The organism is Dehalococcoidia bacterium, from assembly GCA_030018455.1.
Lineage (GTDB): Bacteria > Chloroflexota > Dehalococcoidia > DSTF01 > JALHUB01 > JASEFU01.
The window spans coordinates 1-23758 of sequence record JASEFU010000002.1; the positions used below are offsets into that span (position 1 = coordinate 1).

Annotated in this window: 24 protein-coding genes and 1 tRNA gene; 17 read left to right on the top strand and 8 right to left on the bottom strand. The window is 66.2% G+C overall.

Annotation, left to right across the window (positions count from 1 at the left end; all coding sequences use genetic code 11):
• The 17 genes from QME71_03450 to QME71_03530 form a co-directional block, all read left to right on the top strand.
• The coding region (locus QME71_03450; protein MDI6857354.1) for a hypothetical protein at positions 1–213 on the top strand (213 nt) is incomplete at its 5' end.
• A 5-nt stretch (positions 214–218) separates the two neighbouring features.
• Positions 219–509, top strand: coding sequence for a carbon storage regulator (locus tag QME71_03455; protein ID MDI6857355.1), 291 nt, complete (start codon positions 219–221; stop codon positions 507–509).
• Between the two features lie 74 nt (positions 510–583).
• Positions 584–672, top strand: a tRNA-Ser gene (locus QME71_03460).
• Between the two features lie 7 nt (positions 673–679).
• Positions 680–1861, top strand: a complete 1182-nt coding sequence (sucC, locus tag QME71_03465; GenBank protein MDI6857356.1) for an ADP-forming succinate--CoA ligase subunit beta — start codon at positions 680–682, stop codon at positions 1859–1861.
• A 3-nt stretch (positions 1862–1864) separates the two neighbouring features.
• Positions 1865–2350, top strand: a complete 486-nt coding sequence (locus QME71_03470) for a GNAT family N-acetyltransferase (GenBank protein MDI6857357.1) — start codon at positions 1865–1867, stop codon at positions 2348–2350.
• Between the two features lies 1 nt (position 2351).
• Positions 2352–3236 (top strand): succinate--CoA ligase subunit alpha, encoded by an 885-nt coding sequence (gene sucD / locus QME71_03475; GenBank protein ID MDI6857358.1) that lies wholly within the window; start codon positions 2352–2354, stop codon positions 3234–3236.
• 33 nt (positions 3237–3269) lie between these two features.
• Positions 3270–3635: a hypothetical protein gene (locus QME71_03480; protein ID MDI6857359.1), complete on the top strand. Its 366-nt coding sequence runs from the start codon at positions 3270–3272 to the stop codon at positions 3633–3635.
• 156 nt (positions 3636–3791) lie between these two features.
• Positions 3792–4823 carry an N-acetyl-gamma-glutamyl-phosphate reductase gene (argC, locus tag QME71_03485; protein ID MDI6857360.1) on the top strand — a complete coding sequence of 344 codons (1032 nt, stop codon included), beginning with the start codon at positions 3792–3794 and terminating at the stop codon, positions 4821–4823.
• A 57-nt stretch (positions 4824–4880) separates the two neighbouring features.
• Positions 4881–6098 (top strand): bifunctional glutamate N-acetyltransferase/amino-acid acetyltransferase ArgJ, encoded by a 1218-nt coding sequence (gene argJ, locus QME71_03490; GenBank protein ID MDI6857361.1) that lies wholly within the window; start codon positions 4881–4883, stop codon positions 6096–6098.
• A 12-nt stretch (positions 6099–6110) separates the two neighbouring features.
• Entirely contained in the window at positions 6111–6890 is a 780-nt protein-coding gene (argB, locus tag QME71_03495) for an acetylglutamate kinase (GenBank protein MDI6857362.1), read from the top strand.
• Positions 6891–6898: 8 nt separating this feature from the next.
• Entirely contained in the window at positions 6899–9745 is a 2847-nt protein-coding gene (locus tag QME71_03500; GenBank protein MDI6857363.1) for a UPF0182 family protein, read from the top strand.
• Between the two features lie 203 nt (positions 9746–9948).
• Positions 9949–11139, top strand: coding sequence for an aspartate aminotransferase family protein (locus QME71_03505; protein ID MDI6857364.1), 1191 nt, complete (start codon positions 9949–9951; stop codon positions 11137–11139).
• A gap of 49 nt (positions 11140–11188) precedes the next feature.
• Positions 11189–11608, top strand: a complete 420-nt coding sequence (locus QME71_03510) for a hypothetical protein (GenBank protein ID MDI6857365.1) — start codon at positions 11189–11191, stop codon at positions 11606–11608.
• On the top strand, positions 11595–11951 hold the full coding sequence (locus tag QME71_03515) for a type II toxin-antitoxin system PemK/MazF family toxin (GenBank protein MDI6857366.1): 357 nt from the start codon (positions 11595–11597) through the stop codon (positions 11949–11951). The genes QME71_03510 and QME71_03515 overlap by 14 nt, the downstream gene beginning before the upstream one ends.
• Positions 11952–11975: 24 nt before the next feature.
• On the top strand, positions 11976–13211 hold the full coding sequence (locus tag QME71_03520) for an argininosuccinate synthase (GenBank protein MDI6857367.1): 1236 nt from the start codon (positions 11976–11978) through the stop codon (positions 13209–13211).
• A gap of 58 nt (positions 13212–13269) precedes the next feature.
• Positions 13270–13614, top strand: coding sequence for a hypothetical protein (locus tag QME71_03525; GenBank protein ID MDI6857368.1), 345 nt, complete (start codon positions 13270–13272; stop codon positions 13612–13614).
• Positions 13615–13684: 70 nt separating this feature from the next.
• Positions 13685–14482, top strand: coding sequence for an HAD family hydrolase (locus QME71_03530; GenBank protein MDI6857369.1), 798 nt, complete (start codon positions 13685–13687; stop codon positions 14480–14482).
• 102 nt (positions 14483–14584) lie between these two features.
• On the opposite strand, the gene QME71_03535 is transcribed toward QME71_03530, so the two are convergent.
• The 8 genes from QME71_03535 to QME71_03570 all read right to left on the bottom strand — a co-directional run bounded on the left by QME71_03535 (position 14585) and on the right by QME71_03570 (position 23610).
• Entirely contained in the window at positions 14585–15472 is an 888-nt protein-coding gene (locus QME71_03535; protein MDI6857370.1) for a glycosyltransferase family 2 protein, read from the bottom strand.
• Positions 15469–16599: a glycosyltransferase family 1 protein gene (locus QME71_03540; GenBank protein MDI6857371.1), complete on the bottom strand. Its 1131-nt coding sequence runs from the start codon at positions 16597–16599 to the stop codon at positions 15469–15471. The genes QME71_03535 and QME71_03540 overlap by 4 nt, the downstream gene beginning before the upstream one ends.
• 14 nt (positions 16600–16613) lie before the next feature.
• A complete protein-coding gene (locus tag QME71_03545) occupies positions 16614–17549 on the bottom strand; it encodes a glycosyltransferase family 2 protein (GenBank protein ID MDI6857372.1) in 936 nt (311 codons plus the stop codon).
• Positions 17550–17817: 268 nt separating this feature from the next.
• Positions 17818–18660 carry a dTDP-4-dehydrorhamnose reductase gene (gene rfbD / locus QME71_03550; GenBank protein MDI6857373.1) on the bottom strand — a complete coding sequence of 281 codons (843 nt, stop codon included), beginning with the start codon at positions 18658–18660 and terminating at the stop codon, positions 17818–17820.
• Between the two features lie 15 nt (positions 18661–18675).
• Positions 18676–19719 (bottom strand): dTDP-glucose 4,6-dehydratase, encoded by a 1044-nt coding sequence (rfbB, locus tag QME71_03555; protein MDI6857374.1) that lies wholly within the window; start codon positions 19717–19719, stop codon positions 18676–18678.
• Positions 19720–19888: 169 nt separating this feature from the next.
• On the bottom strand, positions 19889–20980 hold the full coding sequence (locus QME71_03560) for a glucose-1-phosphate thymidylyltransferase (GenBank protein MDI6857375.1): 1092 nt from the start codon (positions 20978–20980) through the stop codon (positions 19889–19891).
• A gap of 861 nt (positions 20981–21841) precedes the next feature.
• Positions 21842–22783 (bottom strand): radical SAM protein, encoded by a 942-nt coding sequence (locus QME71_03565; GenBank protein MDI6857376.1) that lies wholly within the window; start codon positions 22781–22783, stop codon positions 21842–21844.
• A gap of 47 nt (positions 22784–22830) precedes the next feature.
• Positions 22831–23610 (bottom strand): hypothetical protein, encoded by a 780-nt coding sequence (locus QME71_03570; protein ID MDI6857377.1) that lies wholly within the window; start codon positions 23608–23610, stop codon positions 22831–22833.
• Positions 23611–23758: the final 148 nt, after the last annotated feature.

Sequence of the window (23758 nt, forward strand, 5' to 3'; positions counted from 1 at the left end):
CATATCTTCCTCTCCCCACGTGGCATTATGGTGTACGGAATGTATCTGGACGAGCTCAGCGGGAATTCCCTGGGAAATGGGTATTGCGACGAAATCGCCTGTCTTCTCATTGCTACGCTATTTGCTAAGTTTTATAATGTAATTGATAGCTGTGAAGACAGGGAAAAGGTGAATGGAGCCGGTCCTTGCTTGTCTTCACGGGACGGAGGATGAGGTAGATGGGTAGGTTGGTGTTGAGGAGACGGACCGGCGAAAGTCTGTCCGTTGGCGATAACATTCACATCGAGGTCCTTTCGGCGCACGGAACCGGTCGCGAGATATGCGCAATAAGGTTCAAGGTAGGGGAAGACGTAACGGTCGATGTCACTAAGGAAGGCCGTCACATCAAGTTCCTCATCGAGGCGCCGGAATCGACGCTCATACTGCGCGACGAGCTGATCAGGCGATCAGACGCGACGTCGGCGAGCAAGGAAGCGTTCGAGCCGCACCACTTAGCGCATCGACCGTAGTCTCCTTCTTCCCCTTCGCCTTTCTTGCCTCGCGTTGATCCTGCCAGCGTAGTAGCTCTATACTTGCGCCTGCGGGAGGGGTGGCCGAGTGGCTTAAGGCGGCGGTCTTGAAAACCGCTTCCCGCTTGTCGGGACGGGGGTTCGAATCCCTCCCCCTCCGCCACCGGCGCATGAAAGTCCACGAATACCAGGCAAAGCAGATGCTCGCGGGATGCGGCGTGCCCGTGCCCCGCGGCGAGCCCGCGGCCACGCCCGACGAGGCCCGCGCCGTCGCCGAAAAGCTCGCGGTACCCGTCGTCGTCAAGGCGCAGATTCACGCCGGCGGTCGCGGCAAGGGGGGCGGCGTCAAGCTCGCCGACACCCCGCAGCAGGCCTTCGAGGCCGCCCGCCAAGTCATCGGCATGACGCTGGTGACGCCGCAGACGGGGCCGCAGGGCCGCGTCGTCAAGAAGGTGCTGGTCGAGGAGCAGGTGCGGACGGAGCGCGAGCTTTACCTCAGCGTCGTCATCGACAGCGCGGCCGCCTGCCCCGTGATGATCGCCAGCGCGGCGGGCGGCATGGAGATCGAGGAGGTAGCCGCGAAGTCGCCCGAGCTGATCCACCGCGTCGCAATCGACCCCGCGTTCGGCCTGATGCCCTACCAGGCGCGGCAACTCGCCTTCGCCGTCGGCCTCACCGGCGACTTGCTGCGTCCGGCAACGCAGCTCATGGCCGCCCTTTACGACGCCTTCGCCGCCAACGACTGCTCGCTGGCGGAGATCAACCCCCTTGTAGTCACCACCGACGGCCGGCTGCTCGCCCTCGACGCCAAGATGAACTTCGATGACAATGCCCTCTTCCGTCACCCTGAGATCGCCGCCCTGCGCGACCTCGACGAGGAGGACTCGCTGGAGGTGCAGGCGCAGGAGCTGGGCATCAACAACTACGTGAAGCTCTCCGGCAACATCGGCTGCGTGGTGAACGGTGCCGGCCTCGCCATGTCGACGATGGACGCCATCAAGCAGGTCGGCGGCGATCCGGCGAACTTCCTCGATATCGGCACCGTGAACGACGTGTCGCGCGTGGTCAACGCCTTCCGCCTGCTCACGGCCGATCCCCAGGTGAAGGCGATACTGATCAACATCTTCGGCGGCATGGCGCGCGTCGACATCATCGCGCAGGGGGTCGTCGACGCCCACAAGACGATGAAGATCGACGTGCCGGTGATCGTGCGGCTGGCGGGCACGAACGTGGAAGAGGGCGAGCGCATCCTGCGCGACGTCGAATTCCCTCTCATCCGCGCCGATGGACTCGCGGAAGCGGCGCGAAAGGCGGTCGAGGCCGCCGCGGCGACGGGAGAGTCGGCGAGGTAGCGCATGGAGCAGCCGCGCCCCCCCATCGACATGATTGCGCCGCTGCTGTCGCTTCCTCCATCTGGGCCGTTCGTCGACGCGGCGCGGCGTCAGGGAATCACCGTGCGCCGCGCGAAGGTGTGGGAGGCGCCCGCCGTCCGCAGGTTCATCGAGGAGCGGCTGGTGCCGTTGTGGGCGGAGGAAGCGGCCGTCGCCTTCGCGCATCAGCCCGTATCCTGCTTCGTTGCCTTCGATGGCATGACCATCGTCGGCTTTGCCGTGTACGAGTGCACGTATCGCGGCCTGTTCGGCCCGATAGGAGTGGACGCGGCGTACCGCGGGCGCGGGATCGGCGCGGCGCTGCTCATGAGGTGCCTGGAGGCGATGCGGGAGATGGGCTACATCTACGCCGTCATCGGACAGGCGGGGCCGTGCGAGTTCTTCGAGAAGGTCTGCGGCGCGATCGCGGTGCCGGAGCACTGGCCGAGCTACCTGACGGAGGGAGACTGATTTGAGCATTCTCGTTGATTCGAGCACGCGCGTCGTTGTCCAGGGCATCACGGGCCGCGAGGGCAGCTTCCAGACGCGACGCTGCATCGAGTACGGCACGAACGTCGTCGCCGGCGTCACCCCCGGCCGCGGCGGCGAGACCGCGGAAGGCGTGCCTGTCTTCAACACCGTTCGCGACGCCGTCGCCGAGACCGGCGCGAACTGCAGCCTCATCTTCGTTCCCGCCCCCTTCGCCGCCGACGCCGTCCTCGAAGCGCAGGACGCCGGTATCCCCGTCATCGTCTGCGTCACGGAAGGGATACCGACGCTCGACATGGCGAAGGTGAAGCGGCAGCTCCGCATGAGCGGCGCCCGCATGGTCGGGCCCAACTGCCCGGGGGTGATCACGCCCGGCGAGTGCAAGGTCGGCATCATGCCCGGCGACGTCTTTTCGCCGGGCAGCGTGGGCGTCGTCTCGCGCAGCGGCACGCTCGTGTATGAAGCGGTCGACCAGCTCACCCGGCTCGGAATCGGCCAGTCGACGTGCGTCGGCGCGGGCGGCGACCCCATCCTGGGGATGACCTTGCGCGACGTGCTGGAGCTGTTCGAGGCCGACGCGAAAACCTCCGCCGTCGTTCTCATCGGCGAGATAGGCGGCGGCATGGAGCAGGAGGCGGCGGCGTTCATCGCCAAGAAGATGACGAAGCCCGTCATCGCCTTCATCGCCGGCAGCACGGCCCCGCCGGGACGTCGCATGGGTCACGCGGGGGCGATTATCGCCGGCAACACGGGTACCGCGCAGGCCAAGAAAGAGGCGCTTGCCGCTGCCGGCGCGGCCATCGTCGAGAGCCCGGCCGAGATCGGCGCAACGACGCAGCGCGTGCTGCGAGAGCGGGGCTTGGCTTAGCTGCGTCCCGCCAGGCAAAGGAGGGAACCGACCATGAGCGCGAAGACAGAAGCCGCAGCTCGATTCATCGATTGCGTGCGCGGGAAGCAGTTCGCGGATGCGGCGGGAACGCTCGCGGAGGACGTGGTGCTGACGGTGCCTCAGATCGGCGACATCCCCGGACGCGGCGGGGTCGAGACGGCGCTGCGCATGGCGTCCGAGGGCGGGCGCGGCCTGGAGCGCGTTGGCTGGTCGGCGCCTCAGGAGCAGGCCGACGGGACGGTGCTGGTATCGGGGAAGGCGCCGACGGGCGCGCTGGGGCTGGTCGCGAAGATGCTGCGGAAGCGGGTCGCCGTCGCCATCACCTGCGGCTTCTCGGACGACGGCGCGATAAACAGGCTGACCATCGCCACAATCTAGCGCTCCGTACGCGCGGGCGGCTTGCCGACGGTACGCTTCATGGACGGTGGGCAAGATGTCCCCCGATTCCGGAAGGCGGGCCGTCGCAGCCTTCTTTCTTGTACCACCATCCGGCCGACTGTATACTGGAACATCAACTTCCCTGTGAGCGATGAATTGACCAGAGTAGGCATTTTCGGCGCCACCGGCTACGCGGGCAGCGAGCTCGCGCGGCTCCTCTACCACCACCCGCACGTCCAGCTCACATCCGTCTCCAGCATCGAGGGCGTCGGACAGCGGCTCGGGGAGTTCTTTCCTCACCTCTGGCCTTTCGACCTGACGATCAAGGACGATCTGGACGAGGTCGATTTCGTATTCGGCGCGCTGCCGCACGGCGCCGCCGCCAAGCTCCTGCTGCCGTACATCGACCGCGGGCTGCCCGTGGTCGACTTCAGCGCCGACTTCCGCCTGAAGGACGCCGACGAGTACGAGCGCTGGTACAAGACGCCGCACCCGCGTCCCTCGCTGCTGGCGGAGGCCGTGTACGGCCTGCCGGAGCTGTACCGCGAGCGGATCGCCGGGGCGAAGCTCATCGCCAACCCCGGATGCTACCCCACGGGCGCCATCCTCGCGCTCGCGCCGGCGCTGAAGAACGGCCTCATCGAAAGCGATATCGTCATCGATAGCAAATCGGGCGCGAGCGGCGCCGGGCGCTCCCCCAGCCTCACGACGCATCTTTCGGAGGCGGCCGAAGGCGTCTCCGCCTATGCCCTCGCCGGCCACCGCCACCTGCCGGAGATCGTGCAGGAGCTGGCGCTGACGGCAGGGGGCGCGACGCCCCGCGTCACTTTCGTCCCCCACCTCTTGCCGATCGTCCGCTGCATACTCACCACCTGCTACGCGCCCCTCAGCGAAGCCATCCGCGGCTCGGCGAACGCGGAAGCGACGGTGCGCGACGCGTACAACGAGTTCTACCGCGACGAGCCGTTCACGCGCGTGGTCGACGGCCCGCCGCAAACCAAGCAGACGCGCGGGAGCAACTTCTGCCTCGTTTACCCCACTGTCGATGCCAGGATCGGCCGCTTGATTGTCGTAAGCTGCCTCGACAACCTGGTGAAGGGGGCCGCCGGCCAGGCGATACAGAACATGAACGTCATGCTCGGCCTGCCGGAGACGGCGGGACTGCAAGAGCTGGGACTTTACCCTTAGGCAGACGGCGGACAGACCTCCTCCACGCGAGCGACCACAGGAAGGTTTCCCTGCGAGATGATAGAAGAGCCATCTGTTAAGCTCACCGAAGGCGTGACCGCGCCGCGGGGGTTTTTCGCCGGGGCGGTCGCCGCCGGCATCCGCGACGATGACAACGAGCGGCTGGACCTCGCGCTGCTGTACTCGGAGCTGCCGTGCACGGCGGCGGCCCTCTTCACGACAAACGTCCTGAAGTCAGCCCCTGTGAGGCTTTCCCAGCGGAACGTCGCTTCGGGGCGAATACAGGCGGTGGTCGCGAACAGCGGCTGCGCCAACGCCTACACCGGCGCGCAGGGGATGCGCGACGCCGAGGAGATGGCGCGCCTCGCCGCGGACAAGCTCGGCATCGGCGAAGCCGACGTCGTCGTGGCCAGCACCGGGGTGACGGGCCGTCCGCTCCCCATGGAGAAGATACGGGCAGCGCTCCCGTCGGTCGCCGTGAGCAGGACGGCCGGCGAAGCGTTCGCGCGCGGCATCATGACCACCGACCGCGTCCCCAAGCAGGCGTCGGCGTCGTTTACGGTGGGCGGCATCGAGTACCGCATCGGCGGCTGCGCCAAGGGCGCGGGCATGGTCCACCCCAACCTGGCGACGATGTTCGCGTTCCTCACCACGGACGCGGCGGCGGACCACGCCTTCCTCGGAAAGGCCCTGAAGCGGGCGGCCGACCTCTCGTTCAATATGCTCACCGTCGACGGCGACACCAGCCCCAGCGACATGCTGCTCGTCATGGCAAACGGCGCCGCCGGCGGCCCGCTCGTCGATCAGTCGAGCGAAGGGCGGCTGCTGTTCGAGGAGGCGCTGAACGGGGTGTGCGTCGCGCTCGCGAAGTCGATGGCGCGTGACGCCGAGGGGGCGACGAAGCTGATCGAGGTCGAGGTCGTCGGCGCCCTTACGGAGTACGACGCCCGTGTCGCCGCCCGCGCCGTCGCCGGCTCCGCGCTGGTGAAGTCGGCGGTGTACGGCAACGACCCCAACTGGGGGCGCGTGCTCGCGGCCGTCGGACGCAGCGGGGCAGCCGTCGACGAGTCGCGCATCAGCCTCTTCTGGCAGGAGGAGCGCCTGTTCGACCGGGGAACGCCTGTGCCCTTCGACAAGCGGGCGCTCGGCCGCGCCACCGACCGGCCCGAAGTCCGCATCCGCGTCGACCTGGGCGCGGGCAAGGCGGCGGCTACGGCCTGGGGCTGTGACCTAACGGAAGAGTATGTCAGGATCAACGCTGAATACACCACCTGAGCGAGGAGCGACGTGGGCAAGCGGGGAGTGACGGTGGTCAAGGTCGGCGGGAGCACCTGGGACAGCCGGGACGCCGCCCTCGATGACTTGGTGACGCTGCAGAAGGACGCCTGGCCGCTGGTCGTCGTGCACGGCGGGGGCAGCCTCATCAGCCGCTGGCTGGAGGCGCACGGCGTCGAGTCGGCGTTCGTGGGCGGGCTGCGCCGCACCGACGAGAAGGCGCTCCCCGTCGTCGTCGCCGTGCTGGCGGGACTGGTGAACAAGGAGATCGTCGCCGGCGTCAACGGACTGGGCGGCCGCGCTATCGGCCTCAGCGGCGCCGACTGCGAGCTCATCCGCGCCCGCCGCATCCCTGAGCTGGGCTTAGTGGGCGAAATCGAGAGCGTGCGCTCCGAGATGTTGCTGCCGCTACTGGAGGTGGGCTACATGCCCGTCGTCGCGCCCATTGCCATTGAGTGCGTGAACGGCGAGCCGCGCCCTCAACTCCTGAACGTCAACGCCGACACCGTCGCCGGCGAGGTCGCCGCGGCCGTTAAGGCGGAGTTCCTCGTCTTCCTGACCGACGTCCCCGGGATACTCGACGGCGAGGGGCGGGTCGTCGGGCGGCTGCCGGCGGAGCAGGCCGCGGCGATGACCGACGCGGGCACAATCGTCGGCGGCATGCTGCCCAAGGTGGAGGCCTGCCTGCGGGCCGCAGCAGCGGGCGCGACGTCGCTGATCGTAGACGGACGGCAGCCTTCGGCGCTGAAGGCGGCGCTGGAAGGCCGCGTCGCGGGCACGCGCGTGGGCTAGGAGGGCGAGTGGACTTCTTCCGACAGCCGGGCGACCGAGAAGAAGGGCTGGGGCCGCCTCCTCCGCCGTTCCGCATCCGACGCTACCGTCCGCGGCGCATCGGCGCTTACACGCGATGGCTGGCGATCGCCGTCGCCCTTGTCGTCATCTTCATCGTCGCCAGCATCCTCAAGGGCCTCTACACCGACTGGCTGTGGTTCGAGGCGGTCGGCTTTCGCTCCGTCTTCGCGAAGATGCTCACCACGCGTGTCTGGCTGTTCTTTGCGGGAGCGGGCGTCTTCCTTGCCTTCTTCGTCGGCAATTATCTGGTCGTGCGGCGGCTGGCGCCGCTGGCCGGCGAGCCGCTCTTTCTCGACGTCGACCCCGTGGCGCTGCGGCGACTCAGCCTGGTGGCGATGCTGGCGCTCTCTCTCTTCCTGGCGGTGATATTCGGCTCCGTCGCCTCCGGACAGTGGGACACGCTGCTGACGTACCTCAATTCACAGCCGTTCGGCCGTGAAGACCCAACGTTCCACCGCGATATCGGCTTCTACATGTTCGAGTTGCCGTTCCTGCGCTTTCTTCAGGGGTGGTCGCTCGCCGTCGTCATCCTGACCACTGTGTTCGTCGCCGGACTCTATCTATTCCACTTCAGCCGCCGCGGGTTCGCCGTGACAGTGCCCGCGGGCATCAGGGCGCACCTTTCGCTGCTGGTGATCGCGATCCTGGGCGTCTTCATCTGGGGCTACTGGCTGAGCCGGTACGACCTGAACTTCTCCAGCCGCGGCGTGGTCTTCGGCGCCGCTTACACCGACGTGCACGCCCAGCTCCCGGCGATCTACGTGTCGATGGGGCTGGCGTTCGTCGCTGCCCTCGCCGTCGCGGCCAACATCTTCCGGCGCGGGCTCGTCCTGCCGGTGGCCGCCGTCATTCTGTGGGTCGCGGGCGCTGTCATCGTGGGGCTGGTCTACCCCGCGACCGTGCAGAGGTTCGAGGTGGAGCCGAATGAGCTGGAGAAGGAAAGCGAATACATAGAGCGGAACATAACCGCCACCAATGAAGCCTATGGCCTCGTCAACGTCGACTTGCGGGAGTTCAGCGCCAGGGACGCCGTCACCGTCGAGGAACTGGCCGACAACCCCGAAACCCTGAGCAACATCCGGCTATGGGACCACCGGCCGCTTCGCGAGACGCTCAGCCAGATTCAGTCGATCCGTCCTCTGTACGACTTCCTGGACGTCGACGTCGACCGCTACACGCTGGACGGCAAGTACCGCCAGACGATGCTGAGCGCCCGAGAGCTGTCGCCGGAGCGCCTGCCCTCTGAAGCGCAGACGTGGGTCAACCGCCGCCTGCAATACACGCATGGGTACGGCGTGGCCTTGAGCGCAGTAAATGAGGTGGTCGATGAAGGGCTGCCGCGCCTGCTCGTCAAAGACATCCCGCCGGAAGGGACGCCGGAAGTGACGCGCCCCCAGATCTACTACGGCGAGATGCCCGATCATTACGTCATTGTGAACAGCAAAGAGGATGAGTTCGACTACACGACGGAGGCCACAACGGCGCTCACGACGTTCGAGGGCGAGGGCGGCGTCAAGCTCGACTCGTTCTGGCGGCGCCTCTTCTACGCCTGGGAGTTCGGCGACGCCAACATCATGATCAGCGGCCAAATCTCCTCCGACAGCCAGCTCCTGTACCGGCGCAACATACAGCAGCGCGTCTCGGAGATAGCGCCCTTCCTGCGGCTCGACCACGACCCCTACCTTGTGATCGCTGACGGCCGCTTGTTCTGGATACAGGACGCTTACACGGTGAGCGACCGCTACCCTTACTCGCAGCCGTCCGGGCGCGGCTTCAATTACATCCGCAACAGCGTCAAGGTGACCATCGACGCCTACGACGGCTCGACGACGTTCTACCTCTGGGACGAGTCCGACCCCATCGCCCGCGTCTACGACAAAATATTCCCCGACCTTTTCACGCCGCGAGAAGAGATGCCGGCGAGCCTCCAGGAGCACGTCCGCTACCCCGAAGACCTCTTCCAGACGCAGGTGCAGATGTACACCGTCTACCACATGGACAACGCGCGGGCGCTGTACAACAAGGAAGACGTGTGGAAGATACCGGAGGAGACTTTCTTCGACCGCAAGCAGCCCATGGAGCCGTACTACGTAATCATGCGCCTGCCGGGAGAAGCGCGGGCGGAGTTCATTCAGATAATGCCGTTTTCGCCCGCGAACAAGAAGAACGCCGTCGCCTGGCTGGCTGCCCGCTCCGACCAGCCGGACTACGGGAAGCTCATCGCCTTCCGTTTTCCCTCCGGCCGCTTCTTCGATGGGCCGGAGCAGGTGGAGTTCCGCATCGATCAGGATACGACAATATCGGAGCAGTTCACGCTCTGGAACCAGGCAGGCTCGCAGGTGATACGTGGCAATCTGCTGATGATCCCCATCGGGCAGTCGGCGCTCTTCGTGGAGCCGATCTATCTCCAAGCGGAAAACGGCGGCCTGCCCGAGCTCAAGCGGGTGATCGTCGTCAACGGCAACGAGATCGCGATGGAGCCGACGCTGGAAGACGCACTCGACGTCATCTCGGGGCGGGCGGCGCCCACAGAGCCCGAGCCTATCGAGCCGGAGCCCGGGGAGCCCGGAGTCGCGCCCACGCCTCCTGCGGAAGCAACGCCGTCGCCGGAGCCGACGCCGACGCCAACGCCCGCCGTCCTGCCCGATGACGCCGCCGCCCTCGCGCGGGAGGCGCAGGAAGCGTACCAGAGAGCGCGGGAAGCGCTGCAACGGGGCGACTTCGCGACCTTCGGCGCCGAGCTCGATAGGGTTCAGTCGGCGCTTGACCGGCTCGTGGAGCTGACTTCAGAGTAGAGAATGCGGGCTCGAAGGCGGCAACGGGGTCCAGGGGGCGGAGCCCCCTGGCGAGGGCCCTGGGGGTGTCCCCCAGACCCCAGAAGAGAGGCCGCGAGTCCCCGCCTCCGGCGGGGACGACGTGGCCGACGAAGGAAAGGCCCATTTCGGTGCCCTGGCTAACCCTCAAGACCGATACAATGAGCGCGTAGAAAGGGAAACAGATGGCGGACTGGCGAGAGCTCGAAAGCAAGTACATGATGACGACTTACAAGCGGATGCCCGTCACCCTCGTGAGGGGCGAGGGAAGCCGCGTCTGGGATGACGAAGGGCGCGAGTACCTCGATTTTTTCGGCGGGCACGTCGTCATCAGCCTCGGGCACTGCCACCCCGTCATCGTCGCCGCCGTCAAAGAGCAGGCGGAACGGCTCATGCACTACTCGAACGTCGTCTATACGCTGCCTCAAATCGAGCTGGCGCGCCTGCTCATCGACAACTCCTGTTTCGACAGGGCCTTCTTCTGCAACAGCGGCGCGGAAGCGAACGAAGCAGCGTTCAAGCTGGCGCGCAAGTGGGCGAAGGAGCACCGCGACGGCGCTTACGAGGTGATAGCGGCGCACAACGCCTTCCACGGTCGCACGCTGGCCACTGTTACCGCCTCCGGCACCGAGCGTTACAAGGCGCCGTTCACGCCCCTGCCGCAGGGGTTCGTGCACGTGCCGTTCAACGACCTCGAGGCGCTGAAAGCGGCGACCGGCGAGAACACCTGCGCCGTCATCCTCGAGCCGGTGCAGGGCGAGGGCGGCGTCCTGCCCGCAGAGCCGGAGTATCTGCGGGGCGTCCGCGCCTGGTGCGACGAGCGGGGCCTACTCCTCATCCTCGACGAAGTGCAGACGGGCATCGGACGGACGGGCGCGCTTTTCGCCTACCAGCACTACGGCGTCGAGCCCGACATCATGACGCTCGCCAAGGGACTGGGAGGCGGCTTCCCCGTGGGCGCCGTGCTGGCGAAGGAGCATTGCGCCGTCTTTGTCCCCGGCGACCACGGCACGACCTTCGGCGGCAACCCGCTGGCGACGCACGTCGCGTATGCAGTCGTCAAGTACATGATCGACAACGACGTGCCGGCGCAGGCGGCAAAGAAAGGCGAGCTCCTGGAGAAGCGGCTCCGCACCCTGCACGACGCCCATCACTCGATAGAGGACGTGCGCGGCAAGGGAATGCTCTGGGCGATTGAGCTGCGAGAGGAGATAGCAGAGGATCTGGTGCTCGCCTGCCTGAAGGAGCGGCTCATCGTCAACAACGTCCGGCCGAACGCGGTCCGCATCTCGCCGGCGCTGACGATAACGGAAGGTGAGCTGGAGGAGGGCCTCTTGCGCCTGGCCGGCGTGCTCCGTTCGTTCGGATTGACTTAGAAGATTGGAATTGGTATGATATTGGATACCAAAACCTCGGAGGGCTGACATGCCCATCAACCAGGCAACTCTGCTAAAAGAACTGAGAACCGTCAGGCAAATCGTCGAAAGACTGGAGGAGCAGATAGCGGGCCCGGATTCGGAAGAAACCGATCCTTACCAGAGGCGCCGCGAGGTGCTACGCACAATCTACTGGTCCGGAAACAGCGTCGCGTTTGAGGCGCTCGACCAGCTATTGAAATCAAAGGGCACCGACTATCATTGGATCGCCCAACAGGTGAAGAAAGGTTATCTTTCCGTGCACCCTTTGCCGGGCGGCGAAAAACGCTACTCCGTTACCTCAAAGGCGGTGCGCGAACTGGATTTGGGGGGAGAGGCGGGGGAAGCAGGGGCGATGGCGGCGCTGTCAGAGGCGGCGTTCGCCGAGGACTGGGAAAGCGAGGAAGACGCGGCCTATGACACGCTATAGCCGCGGCGATGTCGTTCTCGTACCGTTCCCTTTCACCGGTCTCGATGGGGTGAAGCGCCGGCCTGCTCTCGTGATCAGCGGCGAGGAGTACAATTCGGCAGGAGAAGTATTAGTCGGTCAGATCACGAGCAAGGTGAAAACGGCGCCACGACCGGGCGACCACAGAATACGGCACTGGCAGCGTGCCGGGCTCATTGCGCCGTCGCTATTTCGTTGCCGGGTCGCTACCCTTGCGGCTCCTCTGATCATTCGCAAGTTGGGCAAAATGGGGAGCGTGGACATGCAGGCAGTAGACGGCCGCCTCCGCGAAGTGCTTGGCCTTCAGATGCGAACCGATAGCTAGTCGTTCTAAAGGAAAGAGTGAATCATGGCGGAGAAGTTGGTACTGGCGTATTCCGGTGGACTGGACACGTGCGTCGCGATCAAGTGGCTGACTGAAGAGCGCGGCTACGAGGTGATCGCCCTCCACATCGATATGGGGACGGAGAAGGACTTCGACGTCCTCCAGGAGAGGGCGATGGCCTCCGGCGCGGCGAAGGCGCTCTGGCGCGACGGCAAAGACCTGTTCATCCGCTACTTCGCGTTCCCCGCGCTGGCGGCGGGCGCCCTCTACCAGGGCCATTACCCTCTGGCGACGGCGCTGGGGCGGCCCCTCATCTCCAAACTGATGGTGGATGTCGCCCGCGAGGAGGGCGCGTCGGCGGTCGCCCACGGCTCCACCGGCAAGGGTAACGACCAGGTTCGCTTCGACGTGAGCGTACAAGCCCTCGCGCCCGACCTTCGCATCGTCGCGCCCGTCAGGGAGTGGGGGATGACGCGCGAGGAGGAGATCGCCTACGCCGAGAAGCACAAGATACCCGTCCCCGTGACCAGGGACAGCCCCTACTCCACCGACGAGAACCTGTGGGGACGCAGCATCGAGTGCGGCGTGCTCGAAGACCCGTGGGAGGAGCCGCCTGAGGACATCTACGAGCTGACGCGCTCGGTGAAGGACGCGCCGGACAAGCCGCGCTACATCGAGATCGGCTTCGAGCGCGGGATACCGGTGTCGCTGGACGGTGAGGAAGTGGACGGCGTCACGCTCGTGCAGCGTCTCAACGCCATCGCCGGCGAGCACGGCGTCGGCCGCGTCGATCTTGTCGAGGACCGGCTCGTCGGCATAAAGTCGCGCGAGATCTACGAGGCGCCGGCCGCCGTCACCCTCCTGAAGGCGCACGAGGCGCTGGAGCACCTGACCCTGTCGAAGCCGCAGCTGCGGATGAAGGCGCGGATCGCCCAGGAGTACGCCGACCTCATATACAACGGCCTCTGGTTCACCGCCTACCACCAGGACCTGGCGGCGTTCGTCCAGAGCACGCAGCGCCACGTGACGGGGAAGGTGCGCATGCGGCTCCACAAGGGCCAGGCGACGCCCGTGGGGCGCAGCTCGCCCAGGAGCCTGTACGACTACTCGCTGGCAACCTACGACAAAGGAGACCGCTTCGATCAGAGTTCGGCGGTCGGCTTTATCGACATCTGGGGACTTCCGGTGCGCGTACAGGCGCGGGCGCAGCTCCTGGCCGAGCCCGGAGAGCCGCTGCGGATCGCCAGGCCGGGGGACTAGCCGTCTCGTTGCACCCCTGTGCTACGATAGAACATAGAGCAGGGCAAGGATTGGCGCCGTGGTCCGCGACCCATCGGCCTGGGACATCGAGTACGAGGGCTGGATCGACAAGCAGCCCGACTGCACGTGCGGCGTGTTCACGGTAACGCAGGAGGGCGAGGCCCCGCAACGGGTCGAGGTGATGACCACGGTGCAGATCGAGAGCATGCTGGCGCGCGAGATGGGGAAAGAAGCGCTCTCGGACGACGAGCGCTCGCGCCTCCTCGAAGGGGCGGGCAGGCGCCTCATCTCGGAGTGCATAGAGCAGGAGGGCAGAGTCCGCCCGATGCTCTATCTCACCGGCCAGATCTTCCGCTCCCGCGGGGCCGAGCGAAGACTTCTCAAAGAGTGCGGGCTCCTGTAGGAGGGGCGGGCGGCGTTCCCTCTCGGTAGGCGCCGCTTCCGTTTGTCCATCTTGGAAAGCAGGGCGCAGAATGACGGTACGGGCTGTCCTTTTTGACCTGGGCGAGACGCTGTGGCACTTCCCGAAGATGCCGCCGGTGGAGATAATCCGCGGCGAAACGGTGCACCGCATCTCTGACCTGCTGCGCTCCTGGGGCGTGGAGCCCGCCGGCGAGCTCTTCTTTCTCGGGCGTGACATCCGCGCCGCCATCGAAAAGGCGACGGACGAGGCCTACTGGGGGGACCTCATCAGCCCCGACTACCCGGCAATCGCCAAACAAGTGGCGGCCGACAAGGGACTCGTGATCACTGACGAACAGGCGGTGCAGCTCTGGCATACGTGGAACCTGGGCGGCGTCTTCCTGGGACGCGAGTTGTTCCCCGGCGTCATCGAGACGCTGCGGGCGTTGCGGGAGCGCGGGTACCGCGTCGGCTCGGTGACCAACCGTGGCCTCGGCGGCGAGCCCTTTCGCGAGGAAATGCGACACCATGGCCTGCTGGACTGCTTCGAGACGCTCATCATCTCCTGCGAGGTCGGCTACCTGAAGCCGCACCGCCGCATCTTCGAGTACGCGCTCGAAGACCTCAGAGTAGCGCCGGAGGAGACGGTGATGGTCGGCGACTCCCTGCGCGCCGACGTGGCGGGCTCGAAGGCGCTGGGCATGACGGCGGTGCTCAAGCGGAACCAGATGTCGGAAGAAGAGAAGGAGCTGGAGAAGGACCTGGGCGAGCCGGAGGAATCGGAGCCGCCCGTCGACTACGCGGAGCCGGACTTCGTTATCAACGAGGTGCCGGAGCTGCTGTTGCTTCCGCTGTTCTCACAGAAGTAGACATAACTCCCCACGACTCCATCCTGCCGCCGTGCCTTCCTTGTTGCCGGCAGACGAGCGGCCGCCGGTAGCCGGATGAAAGGCGCGCGCCCGCCGGCGCCCCTACGTGGAGCCGCGCCCCCGCACAGCGCCGATGGCCTGTTTGGCGGCGTTCAGCAGGAGCAGCCAACCGCAGCGCAGCGATATCCCCGCCGCCACGGCGGCATCGACGGCGAAGTTGCGGCGCATGTACTTCTTGTAGTAGCGCCACATGCTGCGGTGCCTGGCGATGACCGTCCGCATGGCCACCGTCCTGCTGCTTCCGCCGATGTGGTGCATGACCTCCACCTGCGGGAAGTAGACTACCCTGTATCCCGCGCGGTGCGTCCGCTGACAGAAGTCCACGTCCTCCAGCGAAAAGAAGAAGGCCTCGTCCAGCGGCCCGACCTCGTCGAGGAGGGAGCGGCGAACCATCATGCACGCCCCCGATACCCAGTCGACGTCGCTGATGGCGTTATGGTCCCAGTCGGTCAGCAGGTAACGGGTCGAGAAGCGGTTGCGCGGCAGGAGGCGCGTCAGAAGGGAGTAGCGATTGAAGAGGGCGGTGGCGAAGCCGGGGAAGCGGCGGCAGGAAAGCTGGAGCGAGCCGTCGGCGTCGATGAGCTTCGGCGCCAGTATGCCGATTTCCGGGTGCGCGCCCAGGTGCTCGAGCATCGGCCCGAACACGTCGGACGCGACCTCCGAATCGGGGTTGAGGAAGACGATCGCCTCGCCCTTCGACTCCTGCGCGCCGCGGTTGGCGCCGGCGGCGAATCCGGTGTTTGTCGGCAGGGCGAAAAGACGCGCCTGCGGGAACTCCTCCGCCACCATCTGCGCGCTGCCGTCCTTCGACGCGTTATCGACGACAATGACTTCGCACTCCGGGTCATCGAGGTAGCGGGAGAGCGATGCGAGGCACGTGCGCAGGTGCTCGCGCCCATTGTAGCTGACTATGACAATCGACAGCTTCATTTCGTGGCCTGCGCCGCCTGCGAGTATACCTCGATGGTCTCGCGCGCTGCTTTCTGCCAGCTGAACTCCGCCGCCCGCGCCAGGCCGCGTTCCCGTAACGATTCCCGCAGCGCTTCGTCGCCGAGGACGCGGGCCATCGCGTCGCACAACTCATCGGCGTTGGACGGGTCGACGAGGACGGCCGCCTCGCCCGCGACCTCCGGCACCGCCGAGACGTTCGACGCGACGACGGGCACGCCGCACGCCATCGCCTCTAGCACGGGCAGCCCGAACCCCTCGTACAGCGACGGGAAGACGAAGAGACCGGCGGCGTTGTAGAGGGCGGGCATGTCCTCCGGCGGTACGTATCCCGCGAAGACGACGTCGCGCTTGAGCCCCAGCTCTTCGGCGAGCCGGAAGTCGCCCTCGTACTTCCACGCCCGCTGCCCGGCGATCACCAGCTTGTGCTCGACGCCCCGCTGCCGCAGGTTTGCGTACGCCCTGAGCAGGGTGGCCCGGTTCTTGCCCGGTTCCAGGCTGCCCACGGAGAGGACAAAGCGCTCCGGCAGCAGGAGCTTGTGGCGCAGCCGTTCCACCGCCTCGGCATTGTCGAGCGGACGGAAGATGGGCGCGGCCGCCTCCGCGATCGCGCGCACCCTGTCGGGCTGGACCTTCAGGATGCGGAGGATGTCGTCCCGCACCGCCCGCGACGGGCAGATGAGGGCGTCGGCGAGGCGGGCGGTCAGGCGACTGAACGTCTGGAAGTAAAAGCGGCGGCTTCCCGGGTAGCGACGCGGCAGGATGAAGAACGTGAGGTCGTGGAAGGTGACGACGCGCCGCGTCCCCCGCGCAACAATCGGCGCCGTGTGATGGGGCGAATGGAGCAGGTCGATGCGCCTCCGCCGCAGCTCGCGTGGGAGCGCCGTCTGCTCCCACAGCAGCCGTGCCGGACGCGAGCCCGCGCCCACGCGCACGACCTCGAACCGCGGCTGTCCGCGCCGCAGGTCGTCGAAGGCGTCGCTGCGGGCGAACACCACGTACTCGTTTTCGCCGTCTACTTCAGCGAGGGCGCGCACAAGGTTGCAGGTATAGACGCCCGCTCCGGCCATGAGACGGGGTATGGACGTGGCGTCGATGGCGACCCGCATAGTCTCTCCCGGGCCTAAAGCCGGCCCACCTCCAGCGTCCTGCCCATCTTCCCGCGATAGTAATGCCACACACCGAGCAGCATCGCCTGCAGCATGCGCCAACGCCGCCGCGCGACGTACAGCGCCAGGTACGGCAGCCGCCCGGCGAGAAAGTAGGCCGTGAAGAGCGCGAACCAGAGGCGCGAAGGCTGGTTCTTGCGGACGAGGTACAAACGGTTGCGGGTGGCGTAGTAGAGCTTGAACGGCGTCATCCAGCCGCCGCCGCTCGATCCGCTCTCCATGTGATAGACCACGGCCTCGGGGACGTAACGCAGCCGGTAGCCCTCCGCCAGGGCGCGGCGCAGCCAGTCGGTCTCCTCGTAGTACATGAAGAAGCGCTCGTCCAGCATCCCTACGGCCCCGAAGGCGGCGACGGGGATGAGGGCGCAGCAGAAGCTCGCCGTCTGCAGATCGCGCGGGCGGCTGGTCGCGGGGCCGTCGGGCCGGCCATGGTAGGTGTTGCGGAAGCGGCCGAAGCGCCAGTCGAAGCCGCCGGCGTGGGTGCTGATGAGGCTGCGGTCGTAGTGATAGAGGATCTTGGGGACGACGATTGTCCTTTCGTCGGCGGCGTCCGCCAGCTTCGACAGGAAGTCGGGCGTGAGGACGGTGTCGTTGTTGAGCGCCAGCGCGAAGTCGTACTCGTGCTTGACGCAGTAGCGGAAGCCGATGTTGTTGCCGCCGGCGGTGCCCGTGTTCTCGTCGGACGGGATGAATACCGCGTCGGGCAGAAGCTCTCGGAGAGTGTCGGGGGAGCCGTCGGTGGAGGCGTTGTCGACGATGATGACGCGGAAGTTGGGGTAGTCGACGTTTCGCAGCGACTCCGCGAACTCGCGGACGAAGGACGCGCTGTTGTAGTTGACGACGACGACACCCACGGACGGCAGCGCTTTAGGCGACAATTGCCCGGACATTCATTCTGTCTCCTGAGTGCCCACATCTTATCATTCCGGTGGAGGTGGCTGTAGAGCAGCACCAGAGCTCGCCGCGATGGTGCGCACGGGCGGCGCGGGACGTGGTTCTCGTAACATTGGCGCCTATCTTCCCACCTGCCTGCCGGCAGGCAGGCCCGCCCGCAAGCGTCTACGGAATGTGGGGGACACCCCTGCCCTGCCGGCAGGCGGGCCCAGACCCCGGCAAAGGGAGACCCTCTGCACTCCCCTTTGACTCCGGCCGGGGTCGCTAGGGATTGTGGGTGGAGAAGAACTCGCGGAGGGCGTCCTGCCAGGGGCGAAGCTCGATCCCCAGCGACGCCGCCTCGCGGTTCGCGAGCGCGGTGTACGGCGGCTTCGGCGGGTACGGGTTGTATTCTGTCAGTGTCGTCGGCTTCAGCGGCACGTCGTTGCGGCCGGCGAGACGCAGCACGTCGCGCGCCCACTCGAACCGCGAGCACTCGCCGCCGTTCGTGAGATGATAGACGCCGGAGTTCGCGCGATCGATCAGCGCGATGATCGCCGCCGCCAGGTCGCGCGCCCACGTCGGTGTCGCCACTTCGTCCGTCACCATCGACAGCTCGCTGCCCGCGCGGGCCGCCGACAGCACCTTCGCCGGGAAGTTGCCCTCGCCGTCGCCGTACAGCCACGACGTGCGCACGACCCACCACCGTTCCAGCAGCGACCGCACGCGCTGCTCGCCCGCCAGCTTCGACCGCCCGTACGCGTTGATGGGGCCCGGCGCGTCCGATTCCACGTACGGCGCGCCCTTCCGCCCGTCGAACACCTCGTTCGTGCTGACGTACAGCATCGCGGCGCCGGTCTCGCGGCAGGCTTTCGCCACGTTCTCCGTGCCGCCGGCGTTCACCGCGAGCGCAAGGTCGGGGTCCTCTTCGCAGCGGCGCGTATCGGTGAGGGCGGCGGGATGCAACACGACCTCGGGCCGCGCGTCCCGCACGAGGCGTCGCACGCCGTCGGCGTCGCGGACGTCGAGCTCCGGCAGGTCGGTCGCGACGACTTCGTGACGCGGGCGCAGCAGGGCGACGAGCTCCCGCCCGAGTTGACCGTTGCCGCCGGTGACGAGGACTCGCATGGGTGACCGCAGGCGCTACGCTTCGCCGGGCACGCCGCTCGTCGACGAGGCGAGCCGCTTGCCGTACTGCTGCCGGTAGTACTCGCGGAAGGTGCCCGACTTGATCTTCTCCCACCACCAGCGGTTGTCGACGTACCAGCGGACCGTCGCTTCGAGGGCGGTGGCCAGGTTGTGGCGCGGCGACCACCCGAGCGAGCGTATCTTCGCCCAGTCGAGGCAATAGCGGCGGTCGTGGCCCGGCCGGTCCTCCACGAAGCGGATGAGGCTGCGCGGCTTGCCGAGAAGCGACAGTATCATCTCCGCCGTCTCGATGTTCGGCCGCTCGTTGCCCGCGCCGACGTTATAGATTTCGCCGGGCGCGCCCTCGTGCAGGAGGAGGTCAAGCGCCTCGCAGTTGTCCTCGACGAACAGCCAGTCGCGCACCTGGCGTCCGTCGCCGTAGACGGGCAGCGGCTCGTCGTCGAGGGCGTTGGTGATGAAGAGCGGCGCCATCTTCTCGGGGTACTGGTTCGGCCCGACGTTATTCGACGGCCGCGCGATGACCACCGGCAGCCCGTACGTCTCGATGAAGGCGAGGCACTGCATATCGGCGCCCGCCTTGCTGGCGGCGTAAGGGCTGCGCGGACGAAGCGGGTCGTCTTCGCGGGAGCGGCGCGGCTCCGGCACCTCGCCGTAGACCTCGTCGGTCGAGACGTGGAGAAAGCGCTCGATGCCCCCGCGGGCCGCGGCGGCGCCCAGCAGGACGTACGTCCCGAAAACGTCGGTCTGGATGAACGCCGACGGCTCCATCAGCGAGCGGTCGACGTGGCTCTCGGCGGCGAAGTTGACCACGGCGTCGACCCCGCGCATGACCTCGGCGACGAGCGCCTCGTCGCAAATGTCGCCCTGCACGAAGCGGTAGCGGGGGTCGCCCTCGACGTCGCGCAGGTTGTCGGGGTTACCGGCGTACGTTAGCTTGTCGAGGTTGACGACCTCGTAGTTGTCATAACGAGTGAGCAGGCGGCGGACGAAGTGGCTGCCGATGAAGCCCATGCCGCCGGTGACGAGGATTCTGCGCATCTTCCGCCTTCCGGTCCTCCGCTGCCGGCCACGTCGCACGTCGCCTGCGGCGGCGGCTCGCGGTCTCATTATTATTGAATCTGGGGGACACCCCTGCCTGCCGGCAGGCGGGCCCGGACCCCCGGCAGGGGGCTCCGCCCCCTGGACTCCCGTTCGTCTCAGCGCGCCGCTAGGGGAGACGCACTTTGCTGAAATCGCCCAGCACGAGGTTGCAGCCGCGTGGCCGGGCGTCGCTCCCCGTGAGCTCGACGTTCCGCCCGATGAGGCTGTCCTGGATTCGCGCCGTCACGCCGCGGATGACCGTGTTCTCCATCACCACGCTCTGCTCGATCTCGCTCCCCTCGACCACGCAGTCGTGGTAGACCGACGTGAACGGCCCCACGTACGAGTTGACGATGCGCGTCCGCTCGCCGATTATCGACGGGCCGCGCACGACGCTGTTCACGATCTCGCAGCCCGCCTCCAGCACGACGCGCCCCTCGACGCGCGACGCCCCGTCGACCGCGCCCGCGCTCGCCGGCTCCAGCGTCTCCAGTATCGCCCGGTTCGCCTCCAGCAGGTCGCCCATCTTGCCGGTGTCGATCCAGCAGCCATCGACGATCTCGCAGCGGACGTCGTGCCCGTGGTCGATGAGGTACTGGATGGTGTCGGTGATCTCGAGCTCGCCGCGCGCCGACGGCCGGATGGCGTTCACGGCCTCGAAGACCTGGGGGCCGAACATGTAGATGCCGATGACGGCCAGGTTCGTCGGCGGCTGCGCCGGCTTCTCGATGACGCGCGCCAGGCGTCCGTCCTTGAGGTCGGCGACGCCGAACTCGCTGGCGTTCGACACTGGGCAGAGCAGCACCTGGGCCGCGGGCAGCGGGTTGTCGCGGCAGAACCCGCAGGCGAAGGGGATGATGCCCTCCCTGATGAAGTTATCGCCGAGGAAGAGGACGAAGGGGTCGTCGCCGATGAAGTCGCGCGAGACCTTGACGGCGTGGGCGATGCCCAGGGGCGCCTCCTGCTCGATGTAGGTGACCGACACGTCGAAGCGGGAGCCGTCGCCGACCGCCGCCTTCACCTGCTCCTTCGTATCGCCGACGACGATGCCGATATCGTGGACGCCGCATTGCCGGAGCGACTCGATGGCGTAGAAGAGTATGGGCTTGTTGGCGATAGGGACGAGCTGTTTAGCGCCGGTGTACGTGAAGGGACGCAGGCGGCTGCCCTTGCCGCCGCTGAGGATGAGTCCCTTGAGCCTGACCGGCAGCTCTATCACTCGCGCCTCCGGGGTAGGAGAAGCAAAAGGTGAGCATATTGTAATCCGCCCGCGTCCCCCGCGCCAACCGCAAACCCTCCTAGATCACAGAGGGACTGCCCCAAAGCGCGGTCGTTCGCTCTATTTGTCGCCATCGTTATGGCGCTCGCGACGCTCTTCGCGTTGACAGCATTTTGCATGGTGCTATAATCGCTGCGTTCGCGACCTGACCCCGACTGAAGAAAGAGAAACGTAGGCAGACGCAGCGTGAGCGGTCAATTGCAGCTGAGTGATTCTCGGATAGACAAACTCACCAGCCTGATCAAGGACAGCTTCCGGGTTCGTCCCAATCAGGACCCTTTGTACGTGCCCATTAGCGACCATCTGGAACGGCTGAAGTCCAAGCAGCACCAGATAATTTTTGGCAGGCGGGGGTCCGGGAAGTCCTGCCTCCTCGTCCATTATCACCGGACCATCGCTTCGCAGACTTGAGAGCTTGGTTCTGTATGACACTCGACCTGCGCCCTTGTAGACCCTACTTGACACTTCTGCCGCGTCTGGAAGGTCAGGCCGCTATGAAGCTTATACCCTCGATTGGTCACTCTTCATGGAGCCCCGGCTTCGAAACATCGAACATGTTGAATTCTGGTTGACCGATGAGCAGCGTCGGAGACGAGGTCTTAGGGAAGCTCCCGTGTAGTCACTTCGGCGTGCCGGCGATGTCCTCGTCGCTCAGGATGTAGAGACCCCCGAGCAGACAATATCGGATATTCAAGCTGCCGCGCCCATCGCGGACGATGTAGACTCCGATGAGGTGTGACCTAGCATCCGCTATATCACGTTATCACTGAGTGACGCGCCGGGAACTGGTTTTGTCGTGCGTTAGGCGAGGCGGTGGAGGCCGTGGCGATGCGCCAGCCGCACCGCCTCCCCGTACTCCTCCCCCGTGATGCGTCGGCTCAGCTCGGGGTACCGCATGGCCTGCCTGCCGGTAGGCATGGCCTTGTGCTCCGGGCGGTACTGCGCCATCACGTTCACGTACGAGTCGGGCGATAGCTCCTCAGCGATGAAGCGCATCGCCTCCTCCGTTCCGGCGATGCCCCCGGGCAGCACGAGGTGGCGGATGATCATGCCGCGCACGGCCACGCCCCCCTCGATGACCAGGTCGCCCACCTGGCGGTGCATCTCCCGCAGCGCCGCCTTCGCCGTCGCCACGTAGTCCTTCACTAGCGAGTAGCGGCCCATGCGCTCGTCCGTGTACTTGATGTCGGGCATGTAGATGTCGAACACGCCGTCGAGCAGTCGCAGGGCGTCGAGGGAGTCGTAGCCGCCGGTGTTGTAGACGAGGGGGATCCGTAAGCCCGCCTGTCCGGCAGGCAGGCCTGCGTCGATGGCGTGCGGCAGGGCGGCGAGTATCTGCGGGACGTAGACCGTCGGGCTGACGAAGTTGATGTTGTGGCAGCCGCGCTCCTGCAGCCAGAGCATCATGCGCGCCAGTTGCTCCGGCGTCACCTCCTCGCCTTGTCGGTCTTGCGAAATCTGCCAGTTCTGACAGTAGACGCAGGCGAGGTTGCACGACGTGAAGAAGATGGTGCCCGACCCGCCGGAGCCGACGAGCGGCGCTTCCTCGCCGAAATGCGGCCCGAACGAGGAGACGACGGCCGACGCTCCCGCACGGCAGAAGCCGCGCCTGTCGTCCGACGCGCGGTCGACGCGGCAGCGGCGCGGGCACACGCGGCAGGGCGTGCGCATTAGCTCGTACGCCTGGTCGATGCGCTCGCGGAGTCGGGCGGCGCCGAGCTCGAGGTACGAGGGCCTTCTCATCTCACTTCGATCTTACCCGTTCCGAATGCGGCGAGACAGGCGCCAGCTCAGAACTCGTCGTAGTCGTCGGGCTTTATCGATATGTTTAGCCACCCACCTATGACGCCGCGTGGACTGACGGGAGAGGGGGTGAAGCGGATCCTCGTTTCTTCGTCGACCATTGTCGCTCTGTAATTGGCGGGGCTCATGCCGAGCTCGGTCATGCGCACCCACCTGTTCGGGCGCAGCGGTGACCCCGGCGGTTCGGGAACGCGGATTGTCCTCCAGGTCTTGTAGTGCCTCATTCCCGGTAGCTGTTTGCCCTCACGCGTGTGGTGACCGATGTACCAGTCCTCCCCATCTTCAAACGAGATTTCAGGTCTGTAGAAGAAACAGTAGCTATCGATGAATATCGGCTCGGCATCCTCCGCCTTTGGCCTGCCGCGGGGCCACCACAATGGCAGCGACATGTACTTGTAGTGCTGCTGGGGGGCGTCTCGCAGCAGATCGAATTCGGGTTCTTCGGTGAGGAACATGCACTCGATTTCCCGAAACCCCGGCGCTCGTTCGGGTGCGGGCGTCCACAGCTTCGAGTTCGCAAGTATGGCGGCGATCCCTTGCTCATGGTCATCGAAGCAGACTTCGGTTCTTCGCACGAACTGATCGAAGGGTGTGGGAGCGCCGGCGCTTGGAAAGGGAATGCCGGCATCCCACTGCTTCCACGAGCGGAAGCGCACGACGCCAGGCAGTTCCTTGATGGCGGGAACGTGTTGCGTCAGATACCAGTCCTCTCCCTCCTCTTTCGACATGCCATCGGCGTAGTTGAACAGGTACATGAAGCGTATCATCTCCTCGGCCTCCTGCTTCTTCTGTTAGCCGAGCTATATTACAAGGGTCGGTCTTGGACAAGGAGTGGGCAGCAATTCTACAGATCCTTGTGTCGTGACAGCGCCTAAAGCGGCGTCATCTGCTGCTGCTCCGCGCCGCCAAGCTCCG

Bases quoted from the DNA above. Each gene is read 5' to 3' on its own strand.
- QME71_03540 (MDI6857371.1), bottom strand. From the start codon at position 16,599: ATGCGGGTCGCCATCGACGCCACGTCCATACCCCGTCTCATGGCCGGA.
- argJ (MDI6857361.1), top strand. From the start codon at position 4,881: ATGATAGAAGAGCCATCTGTTAAGCTCACCGAAGGCGTGACCGCGCCG.
- QME71_03535 (MDI6857370.1), bottom strand. From the start codon at position 15,472: ATGAAGCTGTCGATTGTCATAGTCAGCTACAATGGGCGCGAGCACCTG.
- sucC (MDI6857356.1), top strand. From the start codon at position 680: ATGAAAGTCCACGAATACCAGGCAAAGCAGATGCTCGCGGGATGCGGC.
- QME71_03565 (MDI6857376.1), bottom strand. From the start codon at position 22,783: ATGAGAAGGCCCTCGTACCTCGAGCTCGGCGCCGCCCGACTCCGCGAG.
- QME71_03505 (MDI6857364.1), top strand. From the start codon at position 9,949: ATGGCGGACTGGCGAGAGCTCGAAAGCAAGTACATGATGACGACTTAC.
- QME71_03510 (MDI6857365.1), top strand. From the start codon at position 11,189: ATGCCCATCAACCAGGCAACTCTGCTAAAAGAACTGAGAACCGTCAGG.
- QME71_03570 (MDI6857377.1), bottom strand. From the start codon at position 23,610: ATGATACGCTTCATGTACCTGTTCAACTACGCCGATGGCATGTCGAAA.
- QME71_03515 (MDI6857366.1), top strand. From the start codon at position 11,595: ATGACACGCTATAGCCGCGGCGATGTCGTTCTCGTACCGTTCCCTTTC.
- QME71_03520 (MDI6857367.1), top strand. From the start codon at position 11,976: ATGGCGGAGAAGTTGGTACTGGCGTATTCCGGTGGACTGGACACGTGC.
- rfbD (MDI6857373.1), bottom strand. From the start codon at position 18,660: ATGCGAGTCCTCGTCACCGGCGGCAACGGTCAACTCGGGCGGGAGCTC.
- QME71_03530 (MDI6857369.1), top strand. From the start codon at position 13,685: ATGACGGTACGGGCTGTCCTTTTTGACCTGGGCGAGACGCTGTGGCAC.
- QME71_03480 (MDI6857359.1), top strand. From the start codon at position 3,270: ATGAGCGCGAAGACAGAAGCCGCAGCTCGATTCATCGATTGCGTGCGC.
- rfbB (MDI6857374.1), bottom strand. From the start codon at position 19,719: ATGCGCAGAATCCTCGTCACCGGCGGCATGGGCTTCATCGGCAGCCAC.
- QME71_03545 (MDI6857372.1), bottom strand. From the start codon at position 17,549: ATGTCCGGGCAATTGTCGCCTAAAGCGCTGCCGTCCGTGGGTGTCGTC.
- QME71_03455 (MDI6857355.1), top strand. From the start codon at position 219: ATGGGTAGGTTGGTGTTGAGGAGACGGACCGGCGAAAGTCTGTCCGTT.
- QME71_03470 (MDI6857357.1), top strand. From the start codon at position 1,865: ATGGAGCAGCCGCGCCCCCCCATCGACATGATTGCGCCGCTGCTGTCG.